The organism is Candidatus Wallbacteria bacterium (genome assembly GCA_028687545.1).
In the GTDB taxonomy this organism is placed as follows: Bacteria; Muiribacteriota; JAQTZZ01; order JAQTZZ01; family JAQTZZ01; genus JAQTZZ01.
The window spans coordinates 217,279-234,377 of record JAQTZZ010000001.1 but is presented as its reverse complement, the minus strand read 5'-3'; the positions used below and the strand labels follow the sequence as shown (position 1 = coordinate 234,377).

Here is a 17,099-nt window from a genome sequence, read left to right as displayed (position 1 = left end):
CAACGCTATAGTTTTTTTGGCCATCGGTTTGCTCCTTTATTGAAACTTGGTCGTGGAAATTTTGGAGTTTCCGATGGCTATTATATTTTCAGACTGCTTTTTTTACACCACTTCCGGGGATTTTATCCATCATTTTCTATGAATATTCAATTACTCCATACTCAATATAGTGAGTTTTGAGCAAGCTTTGCCCGTCCCCATACCCAATCTTTCAGCCTTGGTCAAATTTTCGATCCAGGGAGCATGCCGAGCGGAATAAAATTAGTAGTCTGAAATCCTAATTAAGTCGGAAGAAAATTTTCCGATTCGATAAGACTCCTTTGTGCTCATACTTGTAGACCCCGTAAACGATATCCAGAAAATAGCGAGCATAAAATCTAATTTTGGAAAATAGTATTCATGGACATCTGTTATCAAGCATTAGTGAAATCAGGAAATTCTAAAAATGATTTATGATCAGATCAAGAAGGATTAAAAAATGTTCCCATAGAAGCAGTCCTATGGTAAAGGTGGTGGAGAGTATTCTGCCGGTATCAGAATTTCTACAGTGCGTGCCTCCTGCCATTCCAAGAGACCATCAGTCCACACAAGAGTACTTCCCGATAATGTGCCAGATACAAATAGCTTTATCAACTCATCTTCAACAATTGGACCCTTTCGTTGCCCTGAGTCAACATAAAACCAATACTTTATTTGTTTTAATTCAGATTTATCATCGGAGACTAGATAGATGCTGCTTTCCACGGAATTATCTGAATTGTTAGGTATCCCCTGTTGCATCTTAATTGCAATAAACACATTTACTACTGGCAAAATGAACATCTGCACGAAAATTGATAATAAAATAACTGGTGAAACGAATTTTTGTCCAAGGAAAATACTTACAAGGAACAACATATACAATATTGAAGCGCATGACACAGTGATTAATGAAAAATCGTTATCTTGCTCTTTGTACAAAAAAAATTGCCAGGGACCTAGAGCCATTCCCCAAGACCAGAGTAAATAAGGGATTATCCCAAACAAACTTGAACCATGATAAAAACTAATGCAAAAATTAAATGCCAATGCACAAGTTCCGACTATGAGAAAATTAATATAAACTTGATATAGAAACCCAAAGAAATAACCAATTGGATTATTCTTCATAAGTAGTTTAGATCCAATCGGTAGAAATAGCATACAGGGTAGCATTAAAAACGATAAAATAAAGTGTGAAGTACAAAGAAGAACAAAGCCAACAATGATTAACTTCCAATTTCCCAAAGTCATTAACCAAATCCCTGCAATGAGGCCACTTAAGAGGTTCATTATAAAAATTGGGACACCTAAGGAAATAAGAAGTTTTTCGAGAAATTTCATAGGACTTAACCTATAACAAACAATTGTGTATATATTGCAGTAAAATCGTATGTCAGTCAACCAGATAAACCCAATTTCATATTCATACCCAAATCCAGGGTAGTACCTTCCAATCAATTCTCTGCTCTTAACCATGCACAGTGAGCTCTCCAATACCTTGAAAATAAGCAATAAAATGGTAAAATAGCAAAGAGCCCAACATCGAAAAAAGAGCTTTTCGCCGCCTGCTCGCCTTGAACTTGAAGAGATCGGCTAGCATACAGCAGTGCCTGTAAAGAAGAAACCCAGGAAAAAAGCAGTAAGTAATGAGTAAAGTCTGGGGATGTATGAATAGGAACATTATATGATGCCTAAGTACAGCACAGATTTTCAAGAAATTGGCCATTGTGGTGGCAAATTTACAATATATGCAAAAACTGCTGAAAATGGACGGCGTCAGTATCAAATAGGCTACAGTCATTGTAGACCGACCGCTGCATCGTTGTTTGCTATTTATGCCCTACCCGAAGGTATTCCAGTTGGAACAATCCAATCCGGTTATATTGGTACTCCGTGTAACCCTCCTCCTTGCAAAGGTTGTCTGACTATCTATATTGCTTCAGATAGCCTCGGAATGTTTGGCCATCAATGTCAAAAATGCAAAAAGTATTGGAGATCAGCAAGCACTCCTACTAAGTGGAAAATGACGTGCCCATACTGTGGCTTTCAGGCTGAAAGTCACGAATTTCTTGCGGTAGGGCAGCTTAAATTTGTTGAATCCTGCTGTATGCTTATTGAGCAGGCAATGCTATCAGAACAAGATGGAGAATATGTTATTGACATGGACAAAGTAGCCGACGCTGTTGGTAAAGGAGGAGAGAAGCCAGAGTTTTATTACGCTGAGGAGAGTCAGCAAAACAAATTCTGTTGTTCCGCTTGCAACGAGAGTAACGACATTTTAGGTCGATATGGTTATTGTTGCTGTTGTGGCACGCATAATGGACTGGATGAGCTTGAAAAAGACATCAAATCAATTCGCGAAAGAATCACCACGACAGTTCGATACGAAGATTATGTCAAGGATGCTATATCCGCGTTTGACAGTTATGCACGTCAGATCGGGAAACAACTGGCAGGGCGTATTCCCATGACATCCAGACGTCGGAAGGACTGGGAGAAAAGATTGTTTCATAAATTAGGGTCATGTGTTAAAGATCTTCAAGACAATTTCGATATCGATTTGTTTAAAGGGTTCAATCAGAGCGATAAAGATTTCGCAATTCTCATGTTTCATAGACGCCATATTTATGAACATAACGGCGGTGAAGTTGATGATAAATACATTCAAGCTAGTGGGGATACTTCCGTTCGCCCCAAACAAGTGATCAGGGAAAGTAAGGAAACTGCACTAAAGATATCTGAGCTCGTAATGAAGATGGGAAAAAACCTTCACGATGGTTTTCATGAAATCTTTGTTCCCGAAGAAGAGTCACTTCAGATTAAGAAACGAAATCCTTCGCGCCAGCAATGAAAACACATGAAAGAAAATGAAAATGCACAATCAAAACCAAAAATTTAGTTTAGCAGTATTTCCATTTTTGAAAACAAAAAAACCAGTCACCATTGGGAAAATTTTGTTTAGTTCTACAGATGATACAAATGGGTTAACCGCTGAACAAAAAGTATTGGTGGACGAAATTGTTAACATGCTGTTTTTAAAAGATAACCTTCAAATTAAAGCAGCATCTTACGCTTTTATACCCTACATAGACATGGACCATCCGAGGGATCATTTTGAAAAGCTAAAAAACATTCAAGCCTTTGTAGCATACATCTATGCAAGCCCTCGACATGAGTTTGGGGATATCTTCCTGGCCCCGGAAACCGCAAGTATGGCAGTTTTTTCACCCGGGAAAATATCCAAGAGTCTAGTTAGCCCACATGATCATGTAGAAGAAGTTCAGAAATCATCAGAATTAATTGCTGATGAACGCGGTGAAATTGATGGATATGCAGGCATGTATAATTTCAAACATCCCTTTTGGGTTTCAAGAGGCTCACGCTTATATGGGCCGATACCTAATCCATCTCTAAATAATTCACAGAATTTGTGCGCCACCGTTGGTATTGCGAAAAGTATCAGATGCGATTATCGATTACTTTATGAACTCCTGACTAAAGAAAAAACTAACACCTCGGAACGTGTTTTCAATGCCCTGCAGTGGTTTAATGCCGCAAACAGTGAGGCCAACACCCATGCAGCTGCGATTGTAGATCTCTCAATAGCTTTTGAATCGATGTTAGCCTTGCCGTCAAGTGAAAAAACTGATCGTTTTGTTGACACGATATCATTACTTCTAGGAAGAATTCCAAGGCTGCAGGACTGGGCAAGGCAATTCTATGATACTCGTTCACAAATTGTGCATGCAGGGGATTCTCAGGTATTAAAGTTTATAGTCAAAGAATCAAGTAAAACTAAAGACTGGCGAGAGTATCAATCTCTTCTTTCGTATGGACGTCAAATTTTTCAACTATGTCTAGGAACGCTTCTAACTGGAGCCGATTTAGCGGAAAATTCAAATCTAGCAGACAAATTTTTTACCAATGGAGAAAGGTTCCTAGGAATTAGCAGAATCCTCAGCGACAACAAAGTAGAACCGTTTAAGCGTTTGGAAAGTATCGCTCCTATTATTTCTGCTGTTGAGCAATACAGGTATGTTTCAGAAAGTAATTTCAAACTCGACCCAATGATCGACTCAGTTCATCTCGCTGCAAAAACTCTTTTGGAATGTCAGGGGAATGTGACACCTATTATTAATACCCTTTTGATGGAATTAGTAAACTCAAAAAAAACTTCTGATCATTTTATTGAAATGGAAGTGATTGGAAATCTCAGTGGAACTTTAAAATCATTGGGCTCAGCAGAAAATGATTATTTAATCGAAGTATTTCGCAATCTTGTTGATGCTGTATGGCGCTTTGTAGCTATTCACTTCTTCTGGTTGAAAGAAAACAAACTGGATTTAAAGAGGGATTAGGTAGATAAAATTCAGCTTGACGGCTATAGCCAAATCGAATTTACTTTAATGGTATGTGCGTGGGAACTTATCGAGGTATAACGAAATGAAAAACTCCATTATTTACTGCCACGTATCCACCAAAGAGCAAGCAGAGCTTGGTTACAGCCAGGACTGAAACTGACCAAGGATGAATTCGCCTTCTATTCAGCACTGGAGACCAATGACAGCGCTGTGAAGATCCTGGGGGATGAGATACTGAAAACCATTGCCAAAGAGATAGCTGACAAGGTCCGCAAGAATACAACCATAGACTGGACGATTAAGGAGAGTGCAAGAGCTAAGCTCATGGTCATTGTGAAGCGGACACTGAACAAGCATGGATATCCGCCGGATAAGCAGCAGAAGGCGGTGGTGACGGTACTGAAGCAGGCTGAGGTGATGGCAGATCATTGGGTGGAGGAGTGAGAAGAGATTTTATCCCAGATCCTCAATATCAAGGTTGTAAGATCAAACAATTTATCCTGATTTATAAAACTTCTTTTCAAAATGATTAAAGAACATATTTCAGGATAGAATGACACAAATTAATCTTGAATTGTAATTTTAGTTGTATTTCGAAATAATTAGTACGTATAATGAGATAAATTCTCATTCGGGGTAACCAATGCTACTCAAATTTTCAGTAGAAAATTGGATGTCTTTCAGAGACCGTAGTACGCTGTCAATGATTGCCACCAGCGAACGCCAGCACGGCGAAAGAGTACCTAAACTTAACAAATACAGAACAAGGATACTACCTATTGCAGCTCTTTATGGCGGCAACGCTTCCGGAAAAAGCAGTTTTTATAAAGCCCTGGAATTTTCTAAAAACTTTGTCCTTTATGGCAGTGGATTAGATATGCCAATTTGGATACGTCCTTATCTACTCGATAATGAGAATTTGGCCAAACCGGTTCGATTCACCTTTGAAATTCTGACTGATGATACTGTCTATGTATATGAATTTGCAGTGTCGCGAGAAGCGGTCCAGGAAGAGAAGCTGTTACTTGTCACAGGGTCTGGTGAGAAAGTGCTTTTTCACAGACAGCTTGACTCTCTAATGCCCAATAAAGAATTAGAAAAAAATGACCACCTGAACTATGCATTTAAAGGGACCAGAAAAAATCAGCTTTTCCTTACCAATTCGGTATTACAGAAAGTCGAGAATTATAAACCAGTTTTTAATTGGTTTAAGAATTTAACTTTGGCTTCACCAGATTCAATATTTCAGCCTTTCGACCATGTATCCGATAGAACGAATCCCCTTTATACAGATTTTAATTTATTGTTAAATAGATTGGATACAGGTATTAATCATGTGGGTACCGAAGAAATTAAAATTGAAAGTATTCCCTTTCCAGAGGGATTAAGATCAAAAATATTGGAGAGTGTTCCAATCGGTAAATCGACCACTGTATGCATTGAACCCCTTGGAGATCGCCTTCTGGTAAAAAATGATGGAACAAATGTCACTGTAAGTAAACTCGTGGCCTATCACCGTAACCAGAGTGGAAGTGATGTCAAATTTGATTTGGTTGATGAGTCTGATGGTTCGAGGAGATTAATAGACCTACTTCCAGGCTTTCTGGACATCTGTAGGCATAATAGCAAAGGGGTTTTTATAATCGATGAGCTTGACCGAAGCTTACATTCGCTTGTAACAAGAGATTTGATCGAGCAGTATTTAGGATTTTGCACTCCAGATAGTAGAGCACAACTCCTTTTTACTACTCACGATCTTCAGCTGATGGATCAGACTTTGATGCGCAGAGACGAAATGTGGGTTACAGAAAGAAGTGCTGATGGGTCATCAAAATTGTTTTCTTTCAGTGAATTCAAAGACGTAAGATATGACAAAGACATTCGTAAAAGCTATCTCCAGGGACGGCTTGGTGGAGTACCAAGAATTGATATCAGCGATAACAATGCAGGATAGTCGAGGAATGTGATGAAACAAAAGGGTAGATTTCAGAGAAAACTTGGAGAAAGAAGGTATAAGAAATTATTTGTGATTGCTTCAGAAGGCGAAAAGACTGAGCCGATGTATTTCAACCGTTTCAATCGGGGGGAACTGATTGTAAAGATCAAGTGTCTTAAAAATGAGCATAATAGTGCACCTCCGCGAGTTCTTAATAGGCTCAAGGAGTATTTAAAAATTGAATCTCTGCGTAAAACTGATGAGGCCTGGCTTGTGATTGACAAAGACCGATGGACTGACGAACAATTAAAGCCGCTTGTTGCATGGGCCAAAACTAAAGTAAACTACGGTTTTGCACTAAGTAATCCAAACTTTGAGTATTGGCAACTGCTTCACTTTGAAGATGGAGCAGGTGTTTCATCAGTTCGTGATTGTAGAGAACGATTGAGTAAGTATATTCCTGACTGTGGTAAAGCTTCACCAGCAAAGATATTCACGGAAGAAAATATAATAAATGCTATATCTAGAGCCAAAGCAAAAGATAATCCACCTTGCATTGACTGGCCGCATACCTATGGGAGTACTGTTTACAGATTGGTTGAAAAGATTTTCAATAATTAATCTCTAACATTATAATGAAAAATTCAATCATTTACTGTCGCGTATCCACCAAAGAGCAAGCAGAGCTAGGTTATAGCTTAGACATCCAGGAGAAGGCATGCATAGAATATGCAAAGAGATGTGGTTACGAAGTTATCAGGCAGTTCCGGGAAGAGGGGGAGAGTGCAAAGACGATAGACAGAACTCAGCTTAAACTGCTCTTGGACTTCATTTCAAGTAACCCCTCGAAAGCAAAAGTAGTCATAGTGTATAAGTTAGACCGGTTGGCCAGAAACATGGTTGATTATACTGCACTCATTACACTATTTAGCAAGTTCGGGATAGATGTGGAGTCTGTTACAGAACAGGCTGATGACTCTCCTGCTGGAAAGCTAACCAAGAACATGATTGCAGCTATAGCTCAATTTGACAATGACCAGCGAAGAGAGAGGACAGTCGGAGGTATGAAAGAGGCTGTTTTAGAGGGCAGATGGTGCTGGATGGCTCCAACAGGATATACAAATTCACTCGATGAACACCACAGGCCCATAATAATTCCTAACGAAGAATGCAAGTTTGTTATTGAGGCTTACAGGATGGCAGAGATGGGAATATACACAAAGACTGAAATTGCTGAGACATTACATCAAAAGGGCTTCATAAAGTTGTCAAAGAACCTAATTTATCGGATACTGACCAACCCTCTGTATGCCGGAATCATCAAAATTTCATGGTTCCCACAAGAGATTGAAGGGATACACAAACCATTGATCTCCAAAGATACATTTTATAGCGTCCAGAGCCTGTTAAAAGGCCCACAGCTCGATTTTGCTCCCAAGGGGGATATTGGGAGCCATTTCCCATTGAAAACCACCTTCAAATGCCCGAAATGTAAATGCAATTTGACTGGATCATATTCAAGGGGAAAACTGGGCAAATTGTATCCATATTATCACTGCCGTACAAAAGGCTGCAGCTACAGAATCAGGAAAGAAGAGCTTGAGAAAATGTTCATGGAATTTCTCGATAAAAACGAGCCAAACGATACACTGTTCGAACTCTATGAAGACCTTGCAAACAAAACCCACAACAAAAGCCACAATATGACTAATTTAACAATTGTGAAGATAAAGAAACAGATTACAGTACTGGAAGAGAAGAAAAAGAAAATATTGGAACTGCTGATGAGCGGAACAATTGATCCTGATACCTATAAAACGCTATATAGTGATACAATCGAGAAAATTTACAATCTAAAAAACGATACTAAAATAGTAGTAGATGATACATTTGACTTGAATGGATGTTTGAATTTTATCCGGGGGATCTTAAAAAATTGTTCGAAACTTTGGAATAATGCTCAACCATCAATAAAAACAGCAATACAGAGACTAATTCTGCCTGAAGGTGCGAGCTATGGGGAAAGTGGACTTCGAACCCATAAAACCCTGTTACTGTTCAACAGAATACAGCTCAAAAAATTCTACCAAAAACATGTGGTAGCCCCAAGGGGGATCGAACCCCTGTTTGCGGCGTGAGAGGCCGCTGTCCTGGGCCACTAGACGATGGGGCCAGAGATAGTTGGCTGGGGTAGATGGGCTCGAACCACCACAAACAGATCCAGAGTCTGTCGTCCTACCATTAGACAATACCCCAGCGTGGAAGAAATTTTAATCAACTACAGGATTGATGTCAAGATACCTCTAAACCACGGTACCATCTGGAGCAGATTCGGGGTTCAGGCGATTTTTTCGAGGATCGGGACCAGTGTTTCCCTGATTTTGGATAGAGTCAGGGGCTTGAGAATAAAATGGGTGGCACCACGGGTGATGGATTCGCGCACAACGTTTTCATTTCCGTGGGCTGAAACCATGATCACTCTAGCTTTGGGGTCAAGCTTGAGCAGTTCTGCCAGCGCTTCCATTCCATCCATTTCAGGCATTGTGACATCCATGGTCACAACATCAGGCTTGACCTTGAGATAGGCCTTGATGGCTTCAGCTCCGTTGGACGCAGTACCCGCCACTTCACAATGGATCTCTTCCAGGAAGCGCTCCATTTGCCTGAGTATAAAAGGGGAATCATCCACTATCAGAAAGCGGAATTTCTCGCCGTTCTTTTTCAATCCGTCAAAATCACCTGCGGTCTGAAGATTCACTGTTCCTTCTTTGCCATGAATCTGTCCAGGATTCTCACGAATCTCTTCAAAGCCAAAGGAAAAACCTTCAGGATCAGGTAATAATGGACGAAAAAGAAAAATCCCAGGATGATTCCGTATTTCTTGTAATTTTCAAACATGCCGTTCAGTTTAATCGCAATAAATTCTGAAGTCAATATCAGGGAAAATGTTGTTCCTGTATGACAGATCTTCCAGGTACTTGAGGTCAATCTCATTCCTGATGATCATCCCATACAGGCGGTTGAAGTTTTCCACATGCTCTTCAGTGCGTTTTACAGCATATGGTACCGTCGTATTGGTTTTCATGATAAAGGCCCAGTCGCTGCTCTGTGCAAGCATCAGTTCGCGGGCAGCCTGATTCAGAGCCCTCTTGCGCAGCCCTGACTCCTGCTTGAATCTGTTGGCAAGCTCAATCATCCGGTCCGCCGCTTCATGCAGGTGCGGGTAGATCCAGTGGTTGCTGCCGTTGAGCCAGACCTCGCTGTAGCCTTTGTAGCCCCAGCTTGAATGGCAGGGAGTGACCACCTGATTCTGCGGATTCTCGTCAAGGTATTCCGAAGGAGTGATCGTTTTCATGGCTTGACTGGCTTGATGGATTTTGCGCAGCAGGAATTCGATGAAATTCGGGCCTTCGTACCACCAGTGCCCGAACAGCTCTGCATCGTATGGGGAGATGATGATCGGTTTGTGCCCCATGTAATCGTGCAGGTACTCGACCTGCTTGTCGCGGTTGAACATGAAGTTGGCGGCGTGGCTTCCTGCCATCTCCATTGCCTTCTTCTCATTGTAAGGCTCTTTCAGCGCAGTGCGTCCGGTGATCTTGTAATATTTGATTCCTGTGTTGGTGCGGATATTGCCGTGTATGTATGGTTTCACATAATCCAGTTCCAGGTCCCAGCCGATGTCACGGTAGAATTCACGGTAATTGTAATCGCCCGGATAGCCTTCTTCGGCGGACCAGACTGATTTCGAGGATTCCACGTCCCGGCCGAAGGCGGCCACTCCGCACGGGGTGTAGACAGGGGCGAATACGCCGTATTTCGGGCGAGGTGTTCCATAAAGTATGCCGTGCGTGTCCACGAAGAAATAGCGGATACCGTGCTTCTTAAGGAGTTCCTCGTCGCCGGGCTGAAAGCCGCATTCAGCAAGCCAGATCCCTCGGGGTTTCCTTCCCATATGCTTCTCATAAGTCTGCACAGCGACTGAGAGCAAGGCATCCTTGGCTTTCTGATTGAGCAGCAAGGGGAAGAATCCGTGCGTACCTGTGCAGGTGATCACTTCCAGCTTCCCTAAGTCCTGGAATTTTTTGAAAGCATTCAGGAGATTCCTGTCGTAATGTTCCACAAAAATCTGGTAGCAGAGCTTGAACCTGCGCAGATACATTTCAGCCAGCTCGTTGAAGACTGGTTCAAACTTGGTGCGGATCACTTCCTTCTCCGCCAGTTCGATCAGCCTCGTCAGGTGCTCAATGTAGCGGTACTGCAGCAGTTCGTCGCTGAGCATGCACATCAATGGTGGCGTGCAGGACATGGTGATGCGGAAATCCACGCCGTCCTGGATCATTCTTTCATAGGCATCGATAAGCGGGATGTAAGTTTCTGTGATGGCCTCGAAAAGCCAGTCTTCTTCCATAAATCGCGGATGCTCGGGATGCCGCACAAAGGGCAGGTGAGCATGCAGAACCATCGCCAGATATCCTTTTGCGCCAGTGATTGCCATTTTATCTCCTTAGTTGCTTATATCAGAATCTACCTTCTAATTTATCTTGTCACCTTGTTCACCACAGGGGTGATCACGCGGTGATGCTTCTTGCTGGCTGAGGTCGCTTCCACTGGTATCACCTGCTCTCCGTCAGGCAGAGCGAATCTGAGTGTGAAAGTACCGTCCGGCCTCAGTTTGATCGGCATTCCTTTGACGCTGAGGTCTGCATCGGGTTCAGTGGCACCGTAAACAATCAGCTCTGTCTCCACCTTTAGCCAGAAGTCGCTTTTCTCGGAAGGGGGTTTCTGCAGACCGGTCACTGAACCGCTCGAAAAGCTCGAGACTGAGCCTGAGGACAATTCCTCCTGAAACCGCCTGGCAATGATCTCTTTGATGTCGAAAGAGCTTCTGCCGATCTGTTCGCCGCCTGAGAGCTGGTACATTTTGGCGTAGTCCTGCTCTATGGATATCCAGCGGTCGTCCACCTGTTCGGAGATCGTGTTGCGGGGAGCGCGGATGGTGTTACTGCGGGCGATCAGCACGAACTTGCCTTCAGGAGTGATCAGGCCGAGGTCTGCGAGGTAGTTACGGTCAGGATTGCCGCAGTTGAAATACCAGTTGCGGGCCTGCAGTGAAACACCCATGTCGAAATAACTGTGGGCATTCTCGCCGTTGAAGTCCACATCAGTCACATCATAGACCCTGATCACAAAGCGTGAGGCGTTGAAAATCGCTTCGCCGACAAGTTTCACCAGTTCGGCGATCTTCTGAGGTGTGACAAGCCAATAGGTATGAAGCCAGAGCGGATCCACCACCATCAGCACCATTTTAGTCTTTCCATAATCCTTAGGCAGTCTCTCGCCCGGATAAAGCTGTTGTGAAGCTTTTTCATCCTTGGGTTGTCCAGAACTTCCCATTGGTTTGAAGTCATCTTTGAATTCCATTTTTCCTCCCGAATTAACAACCGTTATTCAGTCGTTTTTAAAAATTTCTTTATATTAAGCAAGTTCCGTTCCAGAAATATTACCTGCATGTTCAGCCGATTTCAATTTTTTTCCCGATTATTTCTGACCAAATACTGAACAGGTGCATCTATTTATGACTAAAAAATATTCAGTTGAAAAAATCGACATAAACAAGATCAGAACCGGTTTCAGGGATCTGGGACAAGTCGATCTGAGAACTCAATCTTCAAACTGGAATATCGAAAGCAAGATCAATGAAAGAATGGCAGAGTAGTTTGACATTTTTCTGCATTCCACTATACTGAATAGACAGCAAATACTGTAATTTGAAATATATTTCCAGAGGTAATGCCAATGCCTTCCTTTCCCGGAGGGATTCACCCGGACGACTGCAAAGGTCAGACCAGAGATAGAAAGATCGAAAAGATCCCGCTTCCGGACAAGCTGATCATTCCGCTTTCCCAGCATATTGGAAACCCGGCCAAGTGCAAAGTGAAGGTCGGGGAAACCGTCTTAAAGGGGCAGGTCATAGGCGATGCTGACGGCTTCGTGTCCCTGCCTGTGCATGCCTCTTCTTCAGGCGAAGTGACTGCTGTAGAAAATTCCCCGCACCCGCAGGGAAAACGTTCTCCAGCAATCGTGATCAAGACCGACGGCAGGGATCAGGCGGTAAAAGAATTTGGCCTGCAGCGGAATTGGGAGCAACTCTCGGTTCATGAGCTGATCCAATTCGTGAAGGAAGCTGGAATCGCCGGTCTGGGCGGAGCCGCCTTTCCTGCCCATGTCAAACTTTCCCCGCCTCCTGAAAAAAAGATAGATCTGCTTTTGATAAACGGCGCAGAATGCGAGCCCTTCCTGACAGCAGATCATCGCCTGATGCTGGAGCAGTCCGAGGAAATCCTGCAGGGAATCAGAATCCTGCTGACAATCCTGGGGCTGGAAAACTGCCTGATCGGGATTGAAGAGAACAAGCGCGAGTGCTATGAAGCTCTGGTATCCGGCATCAGGATCAAAGGACTTTCAGGGATCAAACCGGTTCTTTTACCTGTGAAATATCCCCAGGGTTCTGAATCGCAGCTCATCTACAGCCTGACCGGGCGCGAAGTGCCTTCCGGAGGGCTGCCCCTGGACATCGGGATAGTCGTCCAGAACGTGGGAACAGCAGCCGCTCTTTTCCATGGCGTGGCCAGGAACATTCCTCTTATTTCCAGGGTAGTTACAGTCACAGGAGCGGCAGTCAGAAAACCTGGAAATTACCTTGTCCCGCTTGGAACCCAGATCTCCAGGCTGCTGGAATTCTGCGAAGCTGACTTAGGCAGAACCGGCAAGGTGATTTGCGGAGGGCCTCTGATGGGCATTTCGCAGCCCACACTGGACGCGCCGGTCATCAAGGGCACCTGCGGAATTCTACTGCAAGGCAGCAATTTCAGTGCAGACACGGAATGGGGTAATTGCATCCGCTGCGGCAGGTGCATCAGATCCTGCCCGACGCTGCTCCTGCCTGTGACCATTGCAGCCCTCTCCCGTAAAGACCGGTTTACCGAATGCCGGGAATACGGCCTGCTGGACTGCAAGGAATGCGGCTGCTGCAGCTTCGTCTGCCCTGCGAAAATCCCTCTCACGCATTACATCAAGCTGGCTAAATACCATCTGCTGAAAGAACAGCACCAACAAAATAAATCCGGAGCATAGATGCCGAAACTTACGATTTCCAGCGCACCTCACATCAGAGCCGAACACTCTATCCAGAGCATCATGCTGGATGTGCTGTTCGCCCTGCTGCCGGCAGCGCTCGCCGGGATCTACTTTTTCGGCCTGAAATCGCTGCTCCTGATCGCGACCTGTGTCATTACCTGTGTCGCAGTAGAGTGGCTGTACCAGAATGCCTGCGGCTTCAGGATTACAGTTTCCGACCTTTCCGCTGCGGTTACCGGCCTGCTGCTGGCCCTGGTGCTTCCCCCGCAGACCCCCTGGTGGGCTGCCGGGACGGGAAGCATAGTCGCAATTTTGGTAACCAAGCAGTTTTTCGGCGGCCTGGGTCACAACATCTTCAATCCCGCCCTGATCGGCAGAGCCTTTCTGATGGCCTCCTGGCCGGCATATATGACTACCTGGGCTCAACCGGCCGGATTGTATTCGCATGACTGGCTCAGCCTTACAGATGCGGTGACCGGCGCCACGCCTCTTGCCCTTGCCAAAACCGGACAGTACACGTCCCAGATCGATCTTTTCCTGGGCAGCGTGGGCGGCTGTGTTGGAGAAACCTCTGCCCTGGCCCTGCTGCTCGGGGCATGCTATCTTCTGCTCCGAGGGCACATCGGCTGGCAGACGCCGGCCTCCTATCTCGGGACAGTTGCTCTGCTGTCCTGGGTGCTAGGGGAAAACGGTTTTTTTACCGGCCATCCCATGTTCCATCTGCTGGCCGGAGGGCTGATCCTGGGAGCTTTTTTCATGGCTACAGATCCGGTCACCACGCCTCTTACTGGAAAGGGCAAAATTATTTTCGGGCTGGGTGCAGGCATCCTCACAGTTGTGATCAGAAAATACGGCGGATATCCTGAAGGTGTCTGCTATTCCATCCTGCTCATGAATGCGGTCACTCCCCTGATTGACAGATTCACTGCGAAGAGGCGACTGGAGGCTGGGAAATGATTGTGATCAGAATCACATTGATCCTGACACTGTTCTGCGTTGCCTCGGCCGGAACCCTCTGCTATGTGAACAATCTTACAGCTCCGGTGATTTCTGCCAGACTGGCTGCTGCAGAAGACGACTCGCGGCGCGAACTGCTGCTCTCAGGCAGTATCGATCTGATCGACATTCCTGACGGAAAATACTCTGTTCACAGGGAAAGCGGCGGATCAGTCAGCTATACAGTCGCTGATCACGTGATCAAAGGGGACATCGACACCAGCGTTCCTGACAAATACCAGGTTCCGGAAGCTGAAGGCGCTGAATTGCTGCGCCGGGTGAACGACGAGCGCAAACTCCCGGCCGGGGACCCCAAAGAAAATGTAAATTACCTGCTGACCCTGATCAAGTCCGCTCTCCAGAAAAATCTGACTTTTGACAGGTTCGTGGTGGTCAGGATTCCGGTGACCGACAAGGCAGATAAAAATAAAACCTGGTTCATCAGAAATTTTTACCTGCTGAATACTGCCAATGTGCTGGAAACCCTGGACGAGAAACTTCCTGTCCACTTCATTTATTCCAAAGACAGGAGAGTTGAATTCCTGGATTATCAGGGAAGGAACTTTGAAGGTCTGTCGCAGGAAGTGCTGTTTACTGATTGCAGGACTGACAAGAAAAACCTGCAAAGCCCTGACACCAGCACCTTCTTTGTGGGAAAACTCGGGGCTCGCGCACTGGGTGTGGTAACCAGCTGCAACCCGAAAGGTTATGGGGGCAGGATCGGTTTTCTGGCAGCCTTCAGCATCAACGGCACAGTACTTGGCCTTAAGATACTCTCACACAGCGAAACTCCAGGTCTTGGTTCCAGGATCAATGAAATCAATCCGCTGATCTGCCATAAAATCTCCGGGAAATACAATAACCTGGCCATGGATTATCAGAAGCCCTGGTTTCAGGAGCAGTTTAAAGGTCTCTCCCTCCCGGATTTATTTTTGAACAGAGACAACCCTGACGGCAAAGTAGACGCGATCACTGCTGCCACAATCTCCTCCAGGGCTGTCACAGACGACCTGAGGCTGAAAATGAACGAATTCATGGAAATGAAGGATTTCTTCTTCGCCGGACAGGGGGTGTCCAAATGAGCAATCCACTTTCCAGGGGTATCTTCGAAGACAACCCGACTTTCAGGCTGGTGCTTGGAATGTGCCCGACTCTGGCAGTGACGACCTCTGCTGTCAACGCCCTTGGCATGGGAGCAGCCACCACCTTCGTGCTGATCGGATCGAATCTGATTATTTCTCTGCTCAGGGGCGTGATTCCAGATAAGGTCAGGATTCCGATTTTCATCGTAGTCATCTCAACTTTCGTGACAGTGGTTGATCTGATCATGGCCGCCTATACTCCGGATCTGCATAAAGCTCTGGGAATCTTCATCCCTCTGATAGTAGTCAACTGCATCATCATTGCCCGCGCCGAGGTCTTTGCTTATAAATACGGCCCAGGCCCTTCCCTGCTGGACGCTCTGGGAATGGGCATCGGTTTTACCCTGGCTCTGCTGCTGCTTGGCTCTGTCAGGGAAATTCTGGGTAACGGCACAATTTTCGGGATACTCTTGTTCGGTCCACGCTTTGAACCGGCTCTGATGATGATCCTGCCGCCAGGAGGATTCCTGACTATGGCTCTGTCACTCTGGCTGTTCAACCGGATCTCCCGGAAAAGCGAAGGGAGCGTCTGATGCATGAACTCGGCTACATCCTGATCGCCACGATCCTGGTCAACAACTTTGTGCTGTCACGGATCCTGGGGATCTGCCCGTTCCTGGGCTGCAGCAAGAAGCTCGAAACAGCGGTAGGCATGGGCAGCGCCGTGACCTTTGTAATGGGCCTGGCTGCTGCCATCACCTGGCTGATCCAGCGTTACATGCTGATTCCGCTCAAGCTTGAATACCTGCAGACATTGAGCTTCATCCTCACCATCGCAGCCCTGGTCCAGTTTGTGGAACTGTTCCTGCAGAAATACGTCCCTGCCCTGTATCAGGCACTGGGAATCTATCTGCCGCTGATCAGCACGAACTGCGCAGTGCTCGGAGTTTCCATCCTCAACATCCAGAAAAATTATAATTTCGTTCAAGGAGTCGTCTCAGGAGTCGGCGCAGCGCTCGGTTTCACCCTGGCCTTGGTGCTGATGGCAGGGATCAGGGAGCGGCTGGAACTGTCGGACGTCCCTGAATCGCTGCAGGGCATCCCGATCGCCCTGATCGTGGCCATGCTGATGGCAACGGCTTTTCTGGGCTTTTCCGGCATGATTCCCGAGTGATTATAATTACAATTCCGATTGCGGAGTATACAGGCCGGAAGTGGCCTAATAAACGTATACGCAGCCGCTGCCGATGCGGGGTGGCTGAAATCACCTTTATTCAATTGCCTTTTCGCATTTTCAGAGCTATCCTTAAAGTTGGTAAGTTGAGATTTCCGGAGGAAAAATGAGCGTTACACTTTCAGTTAAACTCTCGGTTGAGGATATTGCTGAGAGCATTTTGAAACTCGATGGCAGCGACAGGGAGATGCTTCTCTTGCTGCTATCCGGTGAGAAGAAAGAAATCCGGAAAAGGCTGAGTGAAATAAAGTCAGGTAAAATCAAGGCAGTCCACAGATCCCGCATCTTTAATTAACAAACTACGAGATCCTGAAAAGACGGATTTGAAA

At 45.3% G+C, this 17,099-nt stretch carries 17 protein-coding genes, 2 tRNA genes and 1 pseudogene; 13 read left to right on the top strand and 7 right to left on the bottom strand.

Annotation, left to right across the window (positions count from 1 at the left end; all coding sequences use genetic code 11):
* Nucleotides 1-180: hypothetical protein (locus PHW04_01080; protein ID MDD2714463.1), on the top strand; the 180-nt coding region annotated here is incomplete at its 5' end.
* A gap of 318 nt (nt 181-498) precedes the next feature.
* On the opposite strand, the gene PHW04_01075 is transcribed toward PHW04_01080, so the two are convergent.
* A complete protein-coding gene (locus PHW04_01075; GenBank protein ID MDD2714462.1) occupies nt 499-1,362 on the bottom strand; it encodes a DUF4339 domain-containing protein in 864 nt (287 codons plus the stop codon).
* Between the two features lie 346 nt (nt 1,363-1,708).
* Between PHW04_01075 and PHW04_01070 the strand changes: the two genes are divergently transcribed.
* The 5 genes and pseudogenes from PHW04_01070 (at nt 1,709) to PHW04_01050 (ending at nt 6,939) form a co-directional block, all read left to right on the top strand.
* The gene (locus PHW04_01070; protein MDD2714461.1) at nt 1,709-2,872 is read left to right on the top strand and encodes a hypothetical protein; all 1,164 of its coding nucleotides are present in this window, start codon (nt 1,709-1,711) and stop codon (nt 2,870-2,872) included.
* A 16-nt stretch (nt 2,873-2,888) separates the two neighbouring features.
* Nucleotides 2,889-4,379: a HEPN domain-containing protein gene (locus PHW04_01065; GenBank protein MDD2714460.1), complete on the top strand. Its 1,491-nt coding sequence runs from the start codon at nt 2,889-2,891 to the stop codon at nt 4,377-4,379.
* 153 nt (nt 4,380-4,532) lie between these two features.
* Nucleotides 4,533-4,826 (top strand): annotated as a pseudogene (locus PHW04_01060) (DUF3387 domain-containing protein).
* 199 nt (nt 4,827-5,025) lie between these two features.
* Nucleotides 5,026-6,336 (top strand): AAA family ATPase, encoded by a 1,311-nt coding sequence (locus PHW04_01055; protein ID MDD2714459.1) that lies wholly within the window; start codon nt 5,026-5,028, stop codon nt 6,334-6,336.
* A 12-nt stretch (nt 6,337-6,348) separates the two neighbouring features.
* Nucleotides 6,349-6,939 carry an RloB family protein gene (locus PHW04_01050; protein ID MDD2714458.1) on the top strand — a complete coding sequence of 197 codons (591 nt, stop codon included), beginning with the start codon at nt 6,349-6,351 and terminating at the stop codon, nt 6,937-6,939.
* 1,476 nt (nt 6,940-8,415) lie between these two features.
* Here PHW04_01050 and PHW04_01045 read toward each other — a convergent pair.
* The 6 genes from PHW04_01045 to PHW04_01020 form a co-directional block, all read right to left on the bottom strand.
* A tRNA-Glu gene (locus PHW04_01045) sits at nt 8,416-8,491 on the bottom strand.
* Nucleotides 8,492-8,500: 9 nt separating this feature from the next.
* Nucleotides 8,501-8,574 (bottom strand) — tRNA-Gln (locus PHW04_01040).
* 82 nt (nt 8,575-8,656) lie between these two features.
* Nucleotides 8,657-9,076 carry a response regulator gene (locus tag PHW04_01035; GenBank protein ID MDD2714457.1) on the bottom strand — a complete coding sequence of 140 codons (420 nt, stop codon included), beginning with the start codon at nt 9,074-9,076 and terminating at the stop codon, nt 8,657-8,659.
* Complete coding sequence (locus PHW04_01030; protein MDD2714456.1) at nt 9,073-9,216, bottom strand: hypothetical protein; 144 nt, start codon at nt 9,214-9,216, stop codon at nt 9,073-9,075. Before PHW04_01030 ends, PHW04_01035 begins: the two co-directional genes overlap by 4 nt.
* A gap of 10 nt (nt 9,217-9,226) precedes the next feature.
* Nucleotides 9,227-10,816 carry a DUF1957 domain-containing protein gene (locus PHW04_01025; GenBank protein ID MDD2714455.1) on the bottom strand — a complete coding sequence of 530 codons (1,590 nt, stop codon included), beginning with the start codon at nt 10,814-10,816 and terminating at the stop codon, nt 9,227-9,229.
* A 41-nt stretch (nt 10,817-10,857) separates the two neighbouring features.
* Complete coding sequence (locus tag PHW04_01020; protein MDD2714454.1) at nt 10,858-11,742, bottom strand: DUF4912 domain-containing protein; 885 nt, start codon at nt 11,740-11,742, stop codon at nt 10,858-10,860.
* Between the two features lie 154 nt (nt 11,743-11,896).
* Here PHW04_01020 and PHW04_01015 point away from each other — a divergent pair, with 154 nt between their 5' ends.
* From PHW04_01015 to PHW04_00985, 7 genes are all read left to right on the top strand, one after another.
* Nucleotides 11,897-12,037 carry a hypothetical protein gene (locus PHW04_01015; GenBank protein MDD2714453.1) on the top strand — a complete coding sequence of 47 codons (141 nt, stop codon included), beginning with the start codon at nt 11,897-11,899 and terminating at the stop codon, nt 12,035-12,037.
* 80 nt (nt 12,038-12,117) lie between these two features.
* On the top strand, nt 12,118-13,455 hold the full coding sequence (gene rsxC, locus PHW04_01010) for an electron transport complex subunit RsxC (GenBank protein MDD2714452.1): 1,338 nt from the start codon (nt 12,118-12,120) through the stop codon (nt 13,453-13,455).
* Nucleotides 13,456-14,415: an RnfABCDGE type electron transport complex subunit D gene (locus PHW04_01005; protein ID MDD2714451.1), complete on the top strand. Its 960-nt coding sequence runs from the start codon at nt 13,456-13,458 to the stop codon at nt 14,413-14,415.
* Nucleotides 14,412-15,536 carry an FMN-binding protein gene (locus PHW04_01000; protein MDD2714450.1) on the top strand — a complete coding sequence of 375 codons (1,125 nt, stop codon included), beginning with the start codon at nt 14,412-14,414 and terminating at the stop codon, nt 15,534-15,536. The genes PHW04_01005 and PHW04_01000 overlap by 4 nt, the downstream gene beginning before the upstream one ends.
* The gene (locus tag PHW04_00995) at nt 15,533-16,129 is read left to right on the top strand and encodes an electron transport complex subunit E (protein MDD2714449.1); all 597 of its coding nucleotides are present in this window, start codon (nt 15,533-15,535) and stop codon (nt 16,127-16,129) included. The genes PHW04_01000 and PHW04_00995 overlap by 4 nt, the downstream gene beginning before the upstream one ends.
* Complete coding sequence (rsxA, locus tag PHW04_00990; GenBank protein ID MDD2714448.1) at nt 16,129-16,710, top strand: electron transport complex subunit RsxA; 582 nt, start codon at nt 16,129-16,131, stop codon at nt 16,708-16,710. The genes PHW04_00995 and rsxA overlap by 1 nt, the downstream gene beginning before the upstream one ends.
* A 166-nt stretch (nt 16,711-16,876) precedes the next feature.
* Nucleotides 16,877-17,065 (top strand): hypothetical protein, encoded by a 189-nt coding sequence (locus tag PHW04_00985; protein MDD2714447.1) that lies wholly within the window; start codon nt 16,877-16,879, stop codon nt 17,063-17,065.
* Nucleotides 17,066-17,099: the final 34 nt, after the last annotated feature.